At 65.5% G+C, this 17,341-nt stretch carries 17 protein-coding genes and 2 other RNA genes; 18 read left to right on the plus strand and 1 reads right to left on the minus strand.

What is annotated here, in order from left to right; genetic code table 11:
* Positions 1-64 precede the first annotated feature (64 nt).
* Positions 65-139, plus strand: a non-coding RNA gene (locus tag RQH86_RS09915) — sX9 sRNA.
* A gap of 212 nt (positions 140-351) precedes the next feature.
* Here the strand turns inward: RQH86_RS09915 and RQH86_RS09920 are convergent.
* Entirely contained in the window at positions 352-1,131 is a 780-nt protein-coding gene (locus RQH86_RS09920; RefSeq protein ID WP_311240212.1) for a DUF3011 domain-containing protein, read from the minus strand.
* Between the two features lie 156 nt (positions 1,132-1,287).
* Here RQH86_RS09920 and aspS point away from each other — a divergent pair, with 156 nt between their 5' ends.
* From aspS to ybgF, 17 genes are all read left to right on the plus strand, one after another.
* A complete protein-coding gene (aspS, locus tag RQH86_RS09925; RefSeq protein ID WP_311240211.1) occupies positions 1,288-3,039 on the plus strand; it encodes an aspartate--tRNA ligase in 1,752 nt (583 codons plus the stop codon).
* 427 nt (positions 3,040-3,466) lie between these two features.
* Positions 3,467-3,994 carry a GNAT family N-acetyltransferase gene (locus tag RQH86_RS09930; RefSeq protein WP_311240210.1) on the plus strand — a complete coding sequence of 176 codons (528 nt, stop codon included), beginning with the start codon at positions 3,467-3,469 and terminating at the stop codon, positions 3,992-3,994.
* A gap of 63 nt (positions 3,995-4,057) precedes the next feature.
* Positions 4,058-4,133: non-coding RNA, sX9 sRNA (locus tag RQH86_RS09935), on the plus strand.
* 184 nt (positions 4,134-4,317) lie between these two features.
* Complete coding sequence (locus RQH86_RS09940; protein WP_311240209.1) at positions 4,318-4,995, plus strand: alpha/beta hydrolase; 678 nt, start codon at positions 4,318-4,320, stop codon at positions 4,993-4,995.
* 89 nt (positions 4,996-5,084) lie between these two features.
* Entirely contained in the window at positions 5,085-5,813 is a 729-nt protein-coding gene (locus tag RQH86_RS09945) for a YebC/PmpR family DNA-binding transcriptional regulator (protein WP_311240208.1), read from the plus strand.
* Between the two features lie 129 nt (positions 5,814-5,942).
* Positions 5,943-6,467: a crossover junction endodeoxyribonuclease RuvC gene (gene ruvC, locus RQH86_RS09950; protein WP_311240207.1), complete on the plus strand. Its 525-nt coding sequence runs from the start codon at positions 5,943-5,945 to the stop codon at positions 6,465-6,467.
* A 157-nt stretch (positions 6,468-6,624) separates the two neighbouring features.
* The gene (ruvA, locus tag RQH86_RS09955; RefSeq protein ID WP_055849084.1) at positions 6,625-7,209 is read left to right on the plus strand and encodes a Holliday junction branch migration protein RuvA; all 585 of its coding nucleotides are present in this window, start codon (positions 6,625-6,627) and stop codon (positions 7,207-7,209) included.
* Positions 7,210-7,263: 54 nt separating this feature from the next.
* Complete coding sequence (locus RQH86_RS09960) at positions 7,264-9,171, plus strand: potassium transporter Kup (protein ID WP_055849087.1); 1,908 nt, start codon at positions 7,264-7,266, stop codon at positions 9,169-9,171.
* Between the two features lie 2 nt (positions 9,172-9,173).
* Positions 9,174-10,295 (plus strand): SMI1/KNR4 family protein, encoded by a 1,122-nt coding sequence (locus tag RQH86_RS09965; RefSeq protein WP_311240206.1) that lies wholly within the window; start codon positions 9,174-9,176, stop codon positions 10,293-10,295.
* 39 nt (positions 10,296-10,334) lie between these two features.
* Positions 10,335-11,375, plus strand: a complete 1,041-nt coding sequence (ruvB, locus tag RQH86_RS09970) for a Holliday junction branch migration DNA helicase RuvB (protein ID WP_104616847.1) — start codon at positions 10,335-10,337, stop codon at positions 11,373-11,375.
* Positions 11,376-11,427: 52 nt separating this feature from the next.
* Positions 11,428-11,886 (plus strand): tol-pal system-associated acyl-CoA thioesterase, encoded by a 459-nt coding sequence (gene ybgC / locus RQH86_RS09975; protein WP_115513622.1) that lies wholly within the window; start codon positions 11,428-11,430, stop codon positions 11,884-11,886.
* Positions 11,887-11,897: 11 nt separating this feature from the next.
* Positions 11,898-12,677: a protein TolQ gene (gene tolQ / locus RQH86_RS09980; protein ID WP_005996093.1), complete on the plus strand. Its 780-nt coding sequence runs from the start codon at positions 11,898-11,900 to the stop codon at positions 12,675-12,677.
* 178 nt (positions 12,678-12,855) lie between these two features.
* Positions 12,856-13,305, plus strand: a complete 450-nt coding sequence (gene tolR, locus RQH86_RS09985; RefSeq protein WP_005996094.1) for a protein TolR — start codon at positions 12,856-12,858, stop codon at positions 13,303-13,305.
* Entirely contained in the window at positions 13,295-14,332 is a 1,038-nt protein-coding gene (gene tolA / locus RQH86_RS09990) for a cell envelope integrity protein TolA (protein ID WP_115513620.1), read from the plus strand. Before tolR ends, tolA begins: the two co-directional genes overlap by 11 nt.
* Positions 14,333-14,600: 268 nt before the next feature.
* Positions 14,601-15,920 carry a Tol-Pal system beta propeller repeat protein TolB gene (gene tolB / locus RQH86_RS09995; RefSeq protein WP_311240205.1) on the plus strand — a complete coding sequence of 440 codons (1,320 nt, stop codon included), beginning with the start codon at positions 14,601-14,603 and terminating at the stop codon, positions 15,918-15,920.
* Between the two features lie 57 nt (positions 15,921-15,977).
* Entirely contained in the window at positions 15,978-16,496 is a 519-nt protein-coding gene (pal, locus tag RQH86_RS10000) for a peptidoglycan-associated lipoprotein Pal (protein ID WP_039423449.1), read from the plus strand.
* Positions 16,497-16,502: 6 nt separating this feature from the next.
* Complete coding sequence (gene ybgF / locus RQH86_RS10005; RefSeq protein ID WP_311240204.1) at positions 16,503-17,321, plus strand: tol-pal system protein YbgF; 819 nt, start codon at positions 16,503-16,505, stop codon at positions 17,319-17,321.
* Positions 17,322-17,341: the final 20 nt, after the last annotated feature.

Consider the following 17,341-nt stretch of genomic DNA (forward strand, 5'->3'; position numbering starts at 1 on the left):
AACAGCGGCTGACAAAACGACGGCGCTGACCGCTATGCGGGCGCGGCCGGTGCCCGGCATCCTCCTTGCCACGCGCAGACTCTGGCTCCTGTAAGCCGTCCAGGCACACCTGACAACTGCGCGCTACGTTTGGTCGGCCGATTGCAAGAGTTGATAGCGACGCTTGGTTGCGCGTGACTGAGCCGCCCGGCCGGCAGCAAATAGGTCCTCGGTCCTGTCACCGCCAACCTGTCGCTCAGATAGCGCGGCCGCTCACCTTGTTGCAAAACCACAAAGCGCCAACGCAAACAGGCCGGCTCATCACGAACCGGCCTGTTGCGACAAACACAAAAGACGCCAAGCCCGGAAACCTCAGCGCGCGTCGAACCGCGCGCGGCAGCCATCGTTGACCCAGACCGCCGAGCGGCGCGGGTCGAAGCCCCAGGTGCGGCCTTCTTCGCAACGGGTGTTCGACAACTGGCGGGTCAGCACCGGGCGACCGGCGCGCACGTCCCAGTCGCAGCTGCGCAGGCGACGGTCGTCGCTGCTGCAGGTCACCGAGTAGTCGCCACGCGGGCGATCGTCACGGCCGCCATAGCCGTCATCGCGATCCCAGCCGCCACCGCCACGGGCCTGCGCAAAGTCGGCGCGGCAGCCGTCATCCACCCAGATCCGGCCGTTTTCCTGGTGCCAGTTACGGCCCTCCACGCAGGGCGTGCCGGAGAGCTGACGCACGATCGTCGCGCGCCGCCAGCCGGTGTTGCAGATCGCCTGGCGCTGGTCGCGGCTTTCGCAACGCACGGTGCCGGCGGCTGCATTGCCGGGGCGGTCGTCGCTGCCATTCCAGCCACCACCGCCCCAGCCACCGCGGGCCTCGACGAAGCGGCCGCGGCAGCCGTTGTCCACCCAGACGCGGCCGCGGTCGCTGCCCCAGTTGCGGCCTTCGATGCAGCGGGTGCCGGAGATGTTTTCCACCAGCGCGGCGCGCCCACGGAACGGGGTGTCGCACTCGCGGCGGCGGTTATCGTTGCTGGAGCAGGTGATGCTGGGGCCATTGAAGCCGCGGTCCTGCGCGGCGGCGGGGCGGCTGACCAGGGTGCCGGCGAGGGCGACAAGACTGAAGCCGGAGATCAGCAGGGCGGTGCGCAGCATCGTGACGTCCTTGGTACGGGAGGGGCGTGGCGCCTATTCAGCCGGGCGCTGACTTAAGCGCCGGTGACCGTCGCCGCATTTGCTCCTGCCGCCCGCCGGCCCCAGAATATCCGGCTTTCCGGCGCTGCCTGCGTCGGGTTTTCAGCGGAGCTTTCGATGCGTACCCACTTCTGCGGCCTGGTCGACGAGACCATGATCGGCCAAACCGTCACTCTCGCCGGCTGGACCGACGTGGCCCGCAACCTGGGCGGCGTGTGCTTTATCGACCTGCGCGACCACGAAGGCATCGTGCAGGTGACGGTGGAACCGGAGAACGCCGAGGTGTTCCCGGTGGCCGCCAGCCTGGGCTACGAAGACGTGTTGCAGGTCGAAGGCGTGGTGCGTGCGCGGCATGCGGTCAACGACAAGTTGCGCAGCGGCAAGGTCGAAGTGATCGCCACCCGCATCACCATCCTCAACAAGGCGGCGCCGCTACCGTTCCATGCGCACGAAAATCCGGGCGAAGAAACCCGCCTGAAGTACCGCTATCTCGATCTGCGCCGTCCGGAAATGCAGCGCATGCAGCGCACCCGCATCAAGCTGGTGCAGGCGCTGCGCCGTCATCTGGACGCGCGCGATTTCCTGGATATCGAAACCCCGATCCTGACCAAGGCCACCCCGGAAGGCGCACGCGACTTCCTGGTGCCGGCGCGCATGCATCCGGGCGAGTTCTACGCCTTGCCGCAGAGCCCGCAGCTGTTCAAGCAGATTTTGATGGTGGCCGGCTTCGACCGTTACTACCAGATCGCGCGCTGCTTCCGCGACGAAGCGCTGCGCGCCGATCGCCAGCTGGAATTCACCCAGCTCGATATGGAATTCGCTTTCGTGCGCGAGCGCGACGTGCAGGATTTCGTCGAAGACATGATCCGCGCCATCTTCAAGGAAGTGGTGGACGTCGAGTTGGCCGCGCAGTTCCCGCGCATGACCTGGGCCGAGGCGATGCGTCGCTATGGCTCGGACAAGCCGGACCTGCGTATCGCGCTGGAACTGATCGATGTGGCCGAGCTGGTCAAATCCAGCGAATTCCCGGTGTTCACCGCCGCCGCCAACGATGCCGACGGCCGCGTGGCCGCGCTGCGTATTCCCGGTGGCGCAGCGCTGTCGCGCAAGCAGATCGACGAATATGCCGCGCATGCCGCCAAATACGGCGCCAAGGGGCTGGCCTACATCAAGCTGTCGGAAACTGGCGAAGTCAGCTCGCCCATCGCCAAGTTCTTTTCCGAAGAAGCGTTCGCCGCGCTGCTCAAGCACGTGGGTGCAAGCAACGGCGATATCGTGTTCTTCGGTGCCGGCGGCTACAACAAGGTGTCCGATTTCATGGGCGCGCTGCGCCTGAAAGCCGGCAAGGACTTCAAGCTGGTCGCCGATACCTGGGCGCCGCTGTGGGTCACCGATTTCCCAATGTTCGAGTGGGACGACGAAGCACAGCGGTACGTCGCCCTGCATCATCCCTTCACCGCATCGGCGGTGGACGATATCGCCGACCTGCGCGCCAACGCCCGCACTGCGGTGTCGCGCAGTTACGACATGGTGCTCAACGGCAATGAAATCGGCGGCGGCTCGATCCGTATCCACCGCCCGGACATGCAGAGCGCGGTGTTCGAATTGCTCGGCATCGGCGCGGAAGAAGCGCGCGCCAAGTTCGGCTTCCTGCTGGATGCGTTGAACTACGGCGCCCCGCCGCACGGCGGCATCGCCTTCGGTATCGACCGCATCGCCGCGCTGATGGCCGGCACCGAATCGATCCGCGACGTGATCCCGTTCCCCAAGACCACCGGCGCGCAGGATCTGATGACCGACGCCCCATCGCCGATCGCCGCCGAGCAGCTGGCCGAAGTGCACGTGCAGGTGCGCCCCAAGCAGGCCTGACCTGCGCGAGCAGATGGCCGCGCTATGCGTGGTCATCTGTACAAGTCGCCCAGCGCAGCCAGCGCTGCGCACTTTGGCGGAACCGTCAGCGCCAAGGCCGGAGGCTGTGCATGTATCACGGCCCTCCAATCGCCGCCGATCGACCGGCGGCGGTGCGCCTGCAGGCCCGTTTCAAACCGGCCCGATTTGCGCTAGTACATGGCCGCGACTCGCACGTCGTGGTTATCTTTCCGACGCGCTGCGGTGCGCAGCCAGCGTCGCGCGCTTTGCCAAAACCATCAGCGCCCATACCGAATCCTGCGCACGGGTAATCCACGCACCGCAGATGCTTGCCCGATTCCCGATTCCCGATTCCCCCAATCCCCAACTTGCAGAACCGCCGCCGCATGCGAGAAGCTGCCACGTCCACCCGGCACGAGAGGCCCGCATGACCCGCATCCGCCGCGCCACGCCGGACGATGCCGAAGCGCTGTCGCTTCTGGCTGCGCAGACGTTTACCGAAACCTTCGGACATCTGTATCCGGAAGAAGACCTGCGCGGTTTTCTGGAAGAGACCTATGCGGTGGAGCGTGCGCGCATCGTGCTGGCCCATCCGGACTACGCGATCTGGTTGCTGGAGCTGGACAACCTGCTGGTCGGCCACGCCGCCGCCGGCCCATGCGGCTTGCCGCACGACGAGGTGCGCCCCGGCGACAGGGAACTCAAGCGCCTGTATCTATTGAAGGACTACCAGAGCAGCGGCTGGGGCAGCCGGTTGTTCGAAACCGCCTTGGAATGGCTCGAACGCGACGGCCCACACACCTTGTGGATCGGTGTGTGGTCGGAGAATTTCGGTGCGCAGCGCTTCTACGCCCGCTACGGTTTCGAAAAAATCGGCGAATACGATTTCCCGGTGGGCAAGATCGTCGACCGCGAGTTCATCCTGCGCCGCAAGCCGGTGCTGGTGGCGGACTAAGCGCGACGACCAAACGACTGCACGCGCATCGGACCAGCGCGGCCGGTACCGCGCGGAATCGGCATGTGTCGCTCGTACACGCCGTCTCCCGTGCGCCGTGCACACCCGCCTGTCAGCCGCTCGCTACGGTGTATTCGCCGCTCCAAGCCAGGCCTGCCTAACCGTGGCAGCGCGGCAAGCCATTCTGTCCTGCCCAGGCGCGGCTGCGCTTGCCGCAAGATCGGCGCAGCAAACCTGCGATCGCAATCGCGCAGTCGGTGCTGCAGACCCCATGCGCGTCAGACATCGCCTGATGCTCACCTTCCCTTACGGTAACCACGTCCTTGTCCAACGCATCGTCGGCCATCCCTGTCATCCCTCGGCGCAGTCCGCGCAAGCACGTGGCCACCGCCACCGCCGATGTGCTGCTGGTGCACGGCATCTGGAATACCGCGCACTGGCTGTTGCCGCTTGCGCGCCGGATGCGCGCCGATGGGCTGGCGCCTGCGTTGTTCGGCTATGCCAGCGTGCTCGGCGGGCCGACCCAGGCGGTGCCGCGCTTGATCGAACGCCTGCGCACCAGTCGCGCGCAATTGCTGGTCTGCCACAGCCTGGGTGGGCTGATGGCCCTGCAGGCCTTGTGCGATGCCCCCGACCTACCGGTGCGCCGCGTGGTCTGCCTGGGCTCGCCCCTGTGTGGCAGTGCCGCTGCGCGCGGGCTGGCCCGGCGCGGGGGCGTCTGGGCGATGGGGCGCAGCGCCGCCCTGCTGCAGCAAGGGTTTGCGCGCTGGGACGGGCCGGTCGAGATCGGCCAGGTCGCCGGGTGCGTGCCGCGCGGGGTCGGCCGCTGGCTGGCGCCGCTGGCCGAGGGCTCGGACGGTACCGTGGCGCTGTCCGAAACCCGTCTGCCCGGGCTGCGCGACCACTGCGTGGTGCACGCCAGCCACAGCGGGCTGTTGCGCTCGCCCGAGGCCGCCCGGCAGGCGCTGGCCTTCCTGCGCAGCGGCCGCTTTTCGTCTTGAACATCCGCTGGCGGATGTCGCGGCCCCGGTGAGTGCAAGCAATCAGGTAAAATCCGCGCCCTGTCATCCAAGCCAGTCTGGAATCACCCATGGGTAGAGGCCCCTCGATCGAAGGCCGCAAGAACGCCTCCGACGCCAAACGCGGCAAGATGTTCACCAAGATCATCCGCGAGATCAGCGTCGCTGCGCGCGCCGGCGGCGGCGATGTGTCCAACAATCCGCGCCTGCGCACCGCCATGGACAAGGGCCTGTCGGCGAACATGTCCAAGGACGTGATCGAACGCGCCATCAAGAAGTCCACCGGCGAGTTGGAAGGCGTGGAATACGAAGAAGTGCGCTATGAGGGCTACGCGCCCGGCGGCGTGGCGGTGATCGTGGACTGCCTGACCGACAACCGCGTGCGCACCGTGGCCGACGTGCGCCATGCCTTCAGCAAATGCGGCGGCAACATGGGCACCGATGGCTCGGTGGCCTTCATGTTCAAGCGCTTGGGCGTGCTCAGTTTTGCCGCCGGCATCGATGAAGACACCCTCACCGACGCGGCGATCGAAGCCGGCGCCGACGACGTGGTGGTGTACCCGGAAGACGGCGCCATCGACGTGCTGACCGCCCCGGATGCCTTCGCCCAGGTCAAGGACGCCCTGGCCGTGGCCGGCCTGGAACCGGCCCACGCCGAAGTCACCTTCCGCGCCGAAAACGACATCGCTGTCGACGGCGACACCGCGCTGCAGGTCCGCAAGCTGCTCGACTTGCTCGAAGACCTGGACGACGTTCAGGACGTGTATTCGAACGTCGATCAATCGAGTTTCGGCGCGTAGGCGCCGGGAATTGAGAATGGAGAATCGGGAATCGAAACGACTGCATCCTGCGGTGCTCGGCGACGTCGAGCACGCCAGTAGGCCGCTTTACCCATTCCCGATTCCCGACTCCGGATTCCCGGCCCCTCGATGACCCGCATCCTGGGCATCGATCCTGGCTCCCAGCGCACCGGGGTCGGCATCATCGACATCGACGAGGGCGGTCGCAGCCGGCATGTGCATCACGCGCCGCTGGTGCTGCTGGGAGAGGGCGACTTTGCGCAGCGGCTCAAGCGCCTGCTGCACGGGTTGGGCGAGTTGATCGAGACCTACCGGCCGGATGAAGTGGCGATCGAAAAGGTCTTCATGGGCAAAAGTGCCGATTCGGCGCTCAAGCTCGGCCATGCACGTGGCGCGGCGATCTGCGCGGTCGTCATGCGCGATCTGCCGGTGCACGAGTACGCTGCCACTGAAATCAAGCTCGCGCTAGTTGGCAAGGGCGGCGCGGACAAGGTGCAGGTGCAGCACATGGTCGGCATCATGCTCAACCTGAAAGGCAAGCTGCAGGCCGACGCCGCCGATGCACTGGCGGTTGCCATCACCCACGCCCACGTCCGCGCCACCGCGCAGCGTCTGGGCGTCAATACCCAACAGGCCTGGAGCCGGAAGAAATGAGAGCAGGGATTTGGGAGTCGGGATTGGGGATTCGCAAAGGCGGGTCCGCGCGTGCTGTGCCGATGCGGCGGTGCGCGGCCGTGGTTAACGGCAGCGAGGGATCCAGCCAATCCCAAATCCCCAATGCCCAATCCCGGCACCGCAGCGGCGGTGCCGCGTGATCGGCCGTCTGCGCGGAATCCTGGCCTACAAGCAGCCGCCGTGGCTGGTGATCGACGTGGGCGGGGTGGGGTACGAGCTGGAGGCGCCGATGAGCACCTTCTACGATCTGCCCGATGTCGGTCGCGACGTCATCCTGTTCACCCATTACGCGCAAAAGGAAGACAGCGTCGCGCTGTACGGCTTCCTGCGCGAGGGAGAGCGGCGGCTGTTCCGCGACGTGCAAAAAGTCACCGGGATCGGCGCCAAGATCGCGCTGGCGGTGCTCTCCGGCGTCAGCGTGGACGAGTTTGCCCGCCTGGTCACCGGCGGCGACATCACCGCGCTGACGCGCATTCCGGGCATCGGCAAGAAGACCGCCGAGCGCATGGTGGTCGAGCTGCGCGACCGCGCCGCCGACTTCAGCAGCGGCGCGCCGATCACCGGCCAGTTGGGTCCGGATGCGGTGTCCGAAGCCACGGTCGCCTTGCAGCAACTGGGTTACAAGCCGGCCGAGGCTGCACGCATGGCACGCGAGGCCGGGGCAGAAGGCGACGAAGTCGCCACGGTCATTCGCAAGGCACTCCAGGCCGCGCTGCGTTAAGCGAGCTCGGCCTTTCTCATTCTTCACGCCCTTCAGCGATAACCTGCCCACTCAATGTCACAGACCTCCACTCCCGCAGCTGGCCACGGCCACGCGCCTGCCAACAGCCATATGGCCTTGGTCGTCGGCGCCATCGGCGTCGTCTTCGGCGATATCGGCACCAGTCCGCTGTACACCCTCAAGGAGGCGTTTTCGCCGCACTACGGGTTGACCAGCGATCACGACACCGTGCTGGGCGTGCTGTCACTGGCGTTCTGGGCGCTGATGATCACCGTCACGCTCAAGTACGTCACCATCATCATGCGTGCCGACAACGAGGGCGAGGGCGGCATCATGGCGCTGATGGCGCTGACCCAGCGCACCCTCAAACAGGGCTCGCGCTCGGCGTACGTGGTCGGCATCCTCGGGATCTTCGGCGCCTCGCTGTTCTTCGGCGACGGCGTGATCACGCCGGCCATCTCGGTGATGGGCGCGGTGGAAGGCCTGGAAATCGCCGCGCCCAGCCTGCATCCCTTCATCGTGCCGATCACCGTGGTGGTGCTGCTGATCGTGTTCATGGTGCAGCGCTTCGGCACCGAAACGGTCGGCAAGGTGTTCGGCCCGATCACCTGTCTGTGGTTTCTGTCGCTGGGCGCGATCGGCATCTGGAACATCGTCGATGCGCCGGAAGTGATGAAAGCCTTCAATCCGTGGTGGGCGATTCGCTTCTTCATGGAGCACGGCTGGCACGGGGTGTTCATCCTCGGCGCGGTGGTGCTGGCGGTGACCGGCGGTGAAGCGCTGTATGCGGACATGGGCCACTTCGGCGCGCGCCCGATCCGGCATGGCTGGTACTTCTTCGTACTGCCGATGCTGCTGCTCAATTACCTGGGCCAGGGCGCACTGGTGCTCAATCACCCTGCCGCACTGAAAAACCCGTTCTTCGAAGCGGTGCCCAGCTGGGCGCTGTACCCGATGATCATCCTGGCCACGCTGGCAGCGGTGATCGCCTCGCAGGCGGTGATCACCGGTGCGTATTCGGTGGCCCGCCAGGCCATGCAGCTGGGCTACATCCCGCGCATGCAGATCAAGCACACCTCGCGCACCACCATCGGCCAGATCTACGTGCCCGGCATCAACTGGCTGTTGATGGTGATGGTGATCGCGCTGGTGCTGATCTTCCGCAGCTCCACCAATCTGGCCGTGGCGTACGGCATCTCGGTCTCGATGACGATGCTGATCGACACCTTGCTGCTGGCCCTGGTGGCGCGGTCGTTGTGGCCGCGCTGGCGCAACTGGGTGCTGCCGCTGTGCGTGGTGTTCTTCATCATCGAGCTGGCGTTTGTCATCGCCAACGGCGCCAAGCTGCTGCAGGGCGCGTGGTTCCCGCTGGCGCTGGGCATCGTGGTGTTTACCTTGATGCGCACCTGGCGCCGTGGTCGCGCGTTGCTGCGCGAAGAGATCCGCAAGGACGGCATCCGCATCGACAGCTTCCTGCCGGGCCTGATGCTGGCCCCGCCGGCGCGCGTGCCGGGCATGGCGGTGTTCTTGACCGCCGACCCGATGGTCGTGCCGCATGCGCTGATGCACAACCTCAAGCACAACAAGGTGCTGCACGAACGCAACATCTTCCTCAACGTCGACACCTTGCCGATCCCGTATGCGCCGGTAGATAAGCGCCTGCAGATCGAATCGATCGGCGACGAGTTCTACCGCGTCTACGTGCGCTTCGGCTTCATGGAAACGCCCGACGTGCCGCTGGCGCTGATGCGCTCCTGCGACCAGGGCGGCATCCATTTCGACCCGATGGACACCACCTTTTTCGCCAGCCGCGAAACCATCGTGGCCAGCGCCAACCGCGGCATGCCGATCTGGCGCGACAAGCTGTTCGCGTTGATGCATCGCAATGCTGCCCCGGCCACCGGCTTCTTCCGTATTCCCGGTAACCGCCTGGTCGAGTTGGGCGCGCAAGTGGAGATCTGAGCGTGGCTGGTCTGCAGTGGATGGTCTACGGCCGCTCGCCTAGCCTGGACACCTTCTGGGACGAAGCGCTGAATCTCGGGCGTGCACCAGCGAGCGAGGCTGCCATCGCCGCCGCGCAAGCGCGGCTCGAGGTGCATCTGCCGACGTGGCTACGCACGTTGTATGCGCGCTATGACGGCGGCGCGGTGCAGATGGCGCGTGGTCAGTCGCTCGATGAGCCGGACAACTGGCTCACCGCCGAATGGCTGATCCCGCGTGCACGCCTGCTTGGCAGCGCGGAGCTGTTTTCCTTCGCGCAGGTACGTGCCCGCGAGGACTACCGCGACGACGCATTTGCCGGTCTGGCCGCCGGTGGCGACGATCGCCGCCTGATCGTCCTCGCCGCCGACCACCGCTCACCCAGCCGGGCCTTGTGCCTGGATTATTCCGTGCCCGGCGCCGAGCCCACCCTGGTTTATGTCGATGCCGGCGGGAACCGTCGGTTGATCGTATTCGAGAACGTGGACGCTCTGCTGTCGCAGCTGGTCGATGTCGTGTACTGGTCGCCTGCATTGCAGGCCAAGCACGATGAGAACGAGCTGGTGCACTGGCAGCCTCAGCCACCGGCATTGCGCACCTTCTGGAGCGGCCCCGGGCATTGGAACGACACCGCAGCGGCCGCAGATGCCGGTGCGCTGGCCGCTGCCGAAGCGCGGCTGGGCGTGCGCTTGCCGGCGTTGTTCAAGCGGCTGTATAGCGTCCAGGACGGCGGCGACACGGTCTGGTGCTGGGTGCCGCGCACGCGCTTTGCTTCCGCGCATTCCGTGGATTGGGAATGCGTGCTGGTGGATCGGTATCTATCGCCGCTTGCGCAGATCGGCAGCCTGCTGGACCTGGCCGCGGCCTTCGAAGACCCGGACGACTTCAGTGCGGCGGCGTGCCTGCATGCCGGCCTGGACCAGGTGCTGGTGCTGTCGTGCCACAACATCGATTGCCTGCTGTGCCTGGACTATCGCGCGCGCGGCCCGCAGGGCGAGCCGGAAGTCGTCTATTTCGAGAAATGGGAGGGGCTGGTCCCAACCTGGCGCGCGCCCAGCTTCGATGCGTTCTTCAGCGCGCTGCGGCAGGCCGATCTTGATTTCTAGAGGCTGCGCCGCCCGCGCGCGGCATGCGAAGATGGCGGGATGACCGAACAGCGCATCATCGCCAGCAGCGCCACCCGCGAAGACGATGCCGCCGATGCGAGCATCCGCCCCAAACGCCTGGCCGATTACCTCGGCCAGCAGCCGGTGCGCGAGCAGATGGACATCTACATCCAGGCCGCCAAGGCGCGCGGCGAGGCGATGGATCATGTGCTGATCTTCGGCCCGCCCGGCCTGGGCAAGACCACGCTCAGTCACGTCATTGCCAATGAGCTGGGCGTCAACCTGCGCTCCACCTCCGGGCCGGTGATCGAAAAGGCCGGCGATCTGGCCGCGCTGCTGACCAACCTGCAGCCGCACGACGTGTTGTTCATCGACGAAATCCATCGGCTGTCGCCCGTGGTGGAAGAAGTGCTGTACCCGGCGATGGAAGATTTCCAGATCGACATCATGATCGGCGACGGCCCGGCCGCACGCTCGATCAAGATCGATCTGCCGCCGTTCACGCTGATTGGCGCCACCACCCGCGCCGGCCTGCTGACCGCGCCGTTGCGCGACCGCTTCGGCATCGTGCAGCGGCTGGAGTTCTATTCGCCGGCAGAGCTCACCCGCATCGTGATCCGCTCGGCCGCGATTCTGGGCATCGACTGCACGCCCGACGGCGCCGCCGAAATCGCGCGTCGCGCACGTGGCACCCCGCGTATCGCCAACCGGCTGCTGCGCCGCGTGCGTGATTTCGCCCAGGTCAAGGCCGCCGGTCATATCGATCTGCCGGTGGCGCAGGCCGCCATGCAGATGCTCAAGGTCGACCCGGAAGGCTTCGACGAGCTGGATCGCCGCATGTTGCGCACCATCGTCGAACATTTCGACGGCGGCCCGGTGGGCGTGGAATCCTTGGCCGCCTCGTTGTCGGAAGAGCGCGGCACGCTGGAAGACGTGATCGAGCCCTACCTGATCCAGCAGGGTTTTCTGATCCGCACCGCGCGCGGCCGCATGGTCACCACCAAGGCCTATCTGCACCTGGGCCTGAAGCCGCCGCGCGACCGCGCACCCGCCATCGGCGAGCCGGGAGACCTGTTCTGATGACGCTTCGCTTGTCGCTTGCTCAGGCCGTCTCGACCAACAATCCGTCCCCATGACCACCGATTCCCGATTCCCGTCTCCCGATTCCCCGCCTGTATTCAGTTGGCCGACACGCGTCTACTGGGAAGATACCGACGCCGGCGGAGTGGTCTACCACGCGCGCTACGTTGCTTTCATGGAGCGCGCGCGCACCGAGTGGATGCGCGCGGTCGGTTACGGGCAGGATCTGATGCGCCAGGAGCACGGTCTGGTGTTTGCGGTCCGCTCGATGCAACTGGATTTCCTCAAGCCGGCCCGGCTCGACGATGCGCTGTCTGTGTCGGCGGTATTGCTGAAATGCAAACGGGCCAGCCTGCTGTTTGCGCAGTCGGTCCGTCGCGAAGGCGAGGTGCTGTTGACTGCCGAGGTGCGCATCGCCGCACTCGGCACCAGCGACTTCCGCCCGCGCGGCATGGACGATGCGCTGTATGACGTGTTGAAAGCTTTAGAAACCCCAGAATCAGATTACTGAGGAACGAACGGATGTCGATTGCATTGCTCCTGGCCCTGCAGGACACGGTAGTGGAAGCACTACCGCAGGAAGTCACCGCGGCCGCGGCGCAAACCGCCACGGCGGCGCATAACAGCAGCATCAACTATGTTGATCTGATCCTGCGCGCCAGCATCCCGGTGAAGATCATCGTGCTGTTGCTGTTGATCGGCTCGTTCATCAGTTGGGTGATCATTTTCCGCAAGGCGCGTGCGTTCAAGCAGGCCAACCGCGAGGCGGACGAGTTCGAAAACCGCTTCTGGTCCGGTGCCGATCTTGCCAAGCTCTACGCTTCGGCAACCGACCGCAACCGCACCGTCGGTGGTCTGGAATCGATGTTCGAAAGCGGGTTCCGCGAATTTTCGCGGCTGCGCGATCGCCGCCGCCTGGATGCGCGCGTGCAGCTCGAAGGCGCACAGCGTGCCATGCGGACCGCCTTCACCCGTGAGGTCGATCAACTGGAGCGCAACCTCGAACTGCTGGCCAACATCGGCTCCACCGCGCCGTACGTCGGCCTGGTCGGTACCGTGTTCGGCATCATGGTGACCATGCACGACATGGTCAGCAGCGGCGAGCAGGCCGGTATCGCGGCCGTGGCACCGGGTATTTCCGAAGCCTTGTTCGCCACCGCCATCGGCCTGTTCGTGGCGATCCCGGCGGTGTGGGCCTACAACCGCTTCACCACCCGCGTGGAACGGCTGTCGGTGCGCTACGAAACCTTCGCCGACGAGTTCAGCTCCATCCTGCAGCGCCAGGCTGGCGCTGACGAGTAATGCGCCTCTCTCGCAAGCTCTCTGGCCTGTGCGCGCGCGTTGCAGGAACCTGCACCGCGCGGCGGCTGGATACGTCCAGCGCCAATGCGCACGCACTGGTCTGCAGCACCTGGACAGGCGAGCCACTGGCGACAGATCGCACACGTCTGTGCGAGGGATTAATTAGGAACGTTTCGCGATGATTTCCGGTATTTCCCGCCGTAAGAAGCGCAAGCTCAAATCCGACATCAACGTCGTGCCATACATCGACGTGATGCTGGTGCTGCTGATCATCTTCATGGTGACCGCGCCGCTGTTGACCCTGAGCACCGACGTCAGCCTGCCGAGCTCGCGCGCCAAGGCGCTGGAAAGCAAGCAGGACCCGATCGTGGTAGTGGTTGCCGCCGATGGACAACTGGCATTGCAGCTGCCCAAGGGCAAGCCGCAGGCCATGGACGTCAATGCGCTGCAGGCGCAGCTGGCCGCCATCGTGGCGCAGGACAAGGATGCACGCGTGGTGGTGGCTGGCGATCGCGCCGCGCCGTATCAAAAGATCATGGACGCCATCGACGTGCTCAAGCAGGCCAAGGTCGAGAAAGTCGGCCTGATCTCCGACTCCGGCGGCACTGCAGGCAGCGATGCACGCTGACGCACTCCCCACCCAGGGCGCGCGCGAGGATGGCTGGCTGCGACCGGTCATGCTGGCCTTGGTCGTGCATATTCTGGTCGCGCTGGTGTTCATCGCCGGCTGGCTGTGGTCGCCCGAACGCTCGGTCGAACCGGCTGCGGGCGACCCCAGCATGGAAGCCTCGCTGGATGTCTCCGCCGCCGAGGCACGCGTCGCGCGTCAGGCGCTGAAGGCCACGCCGGTGGAAGCACCCCCGCCGCCGGCGCCATTGCCCGAGCCCGCGCCGGAAGAAAGTGTGCCGCCGCCGCAGCCGATCCCGGAGCTGCGCCCGCAGGATGCGCCTACGCAGCAGCAGGCACAGGCGCAGGAACGCGTTGCCCAGCCGGACAAGGTCGACCAGGACAAGGTCGATGCGTTGGCCATTTCAGAAGAGAAGGCCAAGCAGGAACAGGAAGCCAAGCGCCGCCAGGAGCAGATCGACCTGACCGAGCGCAAGCGTCAGGACGAGGCTGAGCAGAAACTGCGCCTGGCCAAGCAGCAGGAAGAGGCCGACGCCAAGAAGAAGCAGGCCGCTGCCGAGCAGGCTGCCGATGCCGAGCGCCAGAAGAAGATCGCCGACATCCGCCGCCAGCGTGAGCAGGCCACCAAGGAGGCTACGCTGGCCGAGCAGAAGCTGCGCCAGGTTGCGGCTGCGCGCGCGCAGCAGGCCTCTGCCGCGGCAGCGACCAGTGCGCAGCCAACTGCAGGGCAGGGCGGCACCAGTACCGACCTGTCGGCCAAGTACGCCGCTGCAATCCAGCAGAAGGTGCTTGCCCAGTGGGTGCGCCCGCCATCGGTGCCGCCGGGGCAGAAGTGCACCATCAACATCCGTCAGTTGCCCGGTGGCAGCGTGATGGAGGCCAAGGTCGCGCCGGGTTGCCCGTACGACGAGGCCGGCCAGCGCTCGATCGAGGCTGCCGTGTTGAGCGCACAGCCGCTGCCGTATCGCGGGTTCGAGTCGGTGTTCCAGCGCAATTTGACCTTCGTATTCACCGCGCAGGATCAGTAATCGTTGGGTGGATCGCGGTGCGGCAGCTTGCGAGCGCTGCACCGGGGGACGAGGCGCCGGGTGACAACCGGGTCAATGCGTTGTCGTCTTAATGTCTTGCCGGCGTCGATTGCGGCCTGGTAGCGCCCGACCAGAATCAGGCCTGACGAAGTTGCTTCGCCGCTCGACCGCTCGCTCCATTTTCACGTTGTCTCGTTCATGATTGCGAGTATGTTCACTCGCTGATTGGTATCCCTTGCACACTTTTCCTGCCCGATCCGAGCCGTCCATGAAAAAACCGCTGCGTTGGCTAGCTGCCTTGACCGCCCTGTTGTTGCCGCTGAGCGCACTCGCGCAACAGCAAGGGCTCACCATCGACATCGTGGGCGGTAGCGCCTCAGCGACGCCGATCACTGTCATCCCCATGCCCTACCAGGGCTCCGGCACCGCACCGCAGACCGATGTGTCTGCCGTCGTCGGCGCCGACCTGGATCGTTCCGGCCAGTTCCGCACGTTGCCGGTAGCGCAGATCGTCGAAAAGCCGACCCGCGGCACCGAGGTGCAGTTCCAGACCTGGCGCACCCTCAAGCAGAACTACATCGTCGTCGGTCGCGTGATGGATGCGGGCGAGGGCGCGTATCGCGTCGAGTACGAACTGTTCGACGTAGCCAAGGGCGAGCGCATGCTCGGCTTGGCGATGACCGCGCGTGCCAATGCGATGCGTGATGTGTCGCACCAGATGGCCGATGCGATCTACGAAAAAATCACCGGCGTGCGCGGCGCGTTCTGGACCCGTATCGCCTACGTGACCGCCAGCGGCAAGGGTGGCGCCATGCGCTACGCGCTGATGGTGGCCGATTCGGATGGCTACAACCCGCAGACCATCGTGCGCTCGGCCGAGCCGCTGCTGTCGCCGAACTGGAGCCCGGATGGCAAGAAGTTGGCCTACGTGAGCTTCGAGCGTGGCAATTCCTCGATCTACCTGCAGGACATCGCCACCGGCGCACGTGAGCTGGTCTCCAGCTTCCGCGGCATCAATGGTGCACCGTCGTTCTCGCCGGACGGCCGTCGCCTGGCGCTGGCGCTGTCGCGCAGCGGCAACCCGGAGATCTACGTGATGGATCTGGGCAGCAAGCAGCTGACCCAGCTGACCAACCACTTCGGCATCGATACCGAGCCGACCTGGGCGCCGGATGGCAGCAGCATCTATTTCACCTCCGATCGCGGCGGCCGTCCGCAGATCTACCAGGTGGCTGCCAGCGGCGGCAGCGCCAATCGCGTGACCTTCCAGGGCAATTACAACGCGACCGCCAGCGTGTCGTTCGACGGCAAGAAGATTGCCGTGGCGCAGGGCAGTGGCAACAGCTACCGCATCGCCATGATGGATCGCAGCCTGGGTTCGCCCAGCTGGAGCACGCTCTCGCCGGGTTCGCTGGACGAATCGCCGAGCTTTGCGCCCAACGCCAGCATGGTGTTGTACGCCGCACGTGAGGGTGGCCGGGGCGTGCTTTACGCCGTATCCGCCGACGCTCGGGTTCGCCAGCGTCTGGTTCTGGCCGATGGTGATGTGAGAGAACCCGCTTGGGGGCCTTACCGAACCGCGCATTAATGTTAATATTTCGCTGCGTTAAACCACTCATTGGCCCAGAGCCTCCATAGGTATCCCATGAACAAGTCCACCCGCGTCTTGCTTGTCTCCCTGTTGTCCGTTGCCGTGCTGGCTGGTTGCTCGAAGAAGGTGAAGGAAACTCCGCCTCCTGCAACCGACACCACCGCCGGTTCCTCCGTTCCCACCGGCCCGGCCACCTCTGGCCTGTACGGCCCGGGCGACCTGGATACCGATGCTTGCCTGCGCCAGCGCGTTGTCTACTTCGATCTGGATCAGGACTCCCTGAAGCCGGAATTCCAGGCCATCATGGCGTGCCACGCCAAGTACCTGCGCGACCGTCCGTCCTCGCGCATCACCCTGCAGGGCAATGCTGACGAGCGCGGTTCGCGCGAGTACAACATGGGCCTTGGCGAGCGCCGCGGCAACGCAGTGTCGTCGTCGCTGCAGGCTGCCGGTGGTTCGGCCAGCCAGCTGACCGTCGTCAGCTACGGTGAAGAGCGTCCGGTCTGCACCGAAACCAGCGAAAGCTGCTGGTCGCAGAACCGTCGCGTCGAAATCGTGTACACGGCTCAGTAAGAAACGATGCGCTTTCGAGTGACATCTCTGTTCGTCGCGGCGGCCCTTGTGGTCGCCGCGCCGGCATACGCCCAGCGAGCCAGTCTCGCTGATCGTGTGGCGGTGCTTGAGCAGCAGCAGGCCAATAGTCAGGCCAACAACGATCTTCTCAACCAGTTGCAGCAGGCGCGTTCGGACCTGCAGGGCTTGCGAGCGACCGTTGAACAGCTGCAGCACGACAACGAGCAACTCAAGCAACAGTCCAAGGACCAGTATCTGGACCTGGACGGACGTCTGAACCGGTTGGAAGGTGCAGGTGGCGCAACGCCTCCGCTGCCTTCTGCCACCGGCAGCGTCACCCCAGCCCCGGCTCCGGCCGCGCGGCCTGCAGCGGCGGCCACTTCCGAGAAGCCGCCGTCCGTTCATGGCGACGCAGGCACCCTGGCTGTCAGTAACGATGAGCGCACTGCCTACAACGTCGCGTTCGATGCATTGAAGAACGGCAAATACGACGACGCGTCGCAGCTGTTCCTGAGCTTTCTCGAGCTGTATCCCAATGGTGTCTACACCCCCAATGCGCTGTATTGGCTGGGTGAGAGTTATTACGCCACCCGCAATTTCCAGCTTGCCGAGGCGCAGTTCCGCGATCTCGTCAGCCGCTATCCCACGCATGACAAGGCCGCTGGCGGTCTGTTGAAGCTCGGCCTGTCGCAGTACGGCGAAGGCAAGAACAACGAAGCCCAGCAGACCTTGCAGCAGGTCGTCTCGCAGTACCAGGGCTCGGACGCAGCACGTGTCGCCCAGGAACGCCTGCAGTCCATCCGTCTTGGCCAGCAACTGCGCTGAGCCCGCGTGTCGTCGCCTGT

The organism is Xanthomonas sp. WCS2018Noco2-27, from assembly GCF_031843525.1.
Lineage (GTDB): Bacteria > Pseudomonadota > Gammaproteobacteria > Xanthomonadales > Xanthomonadaceae > Xanthomonas.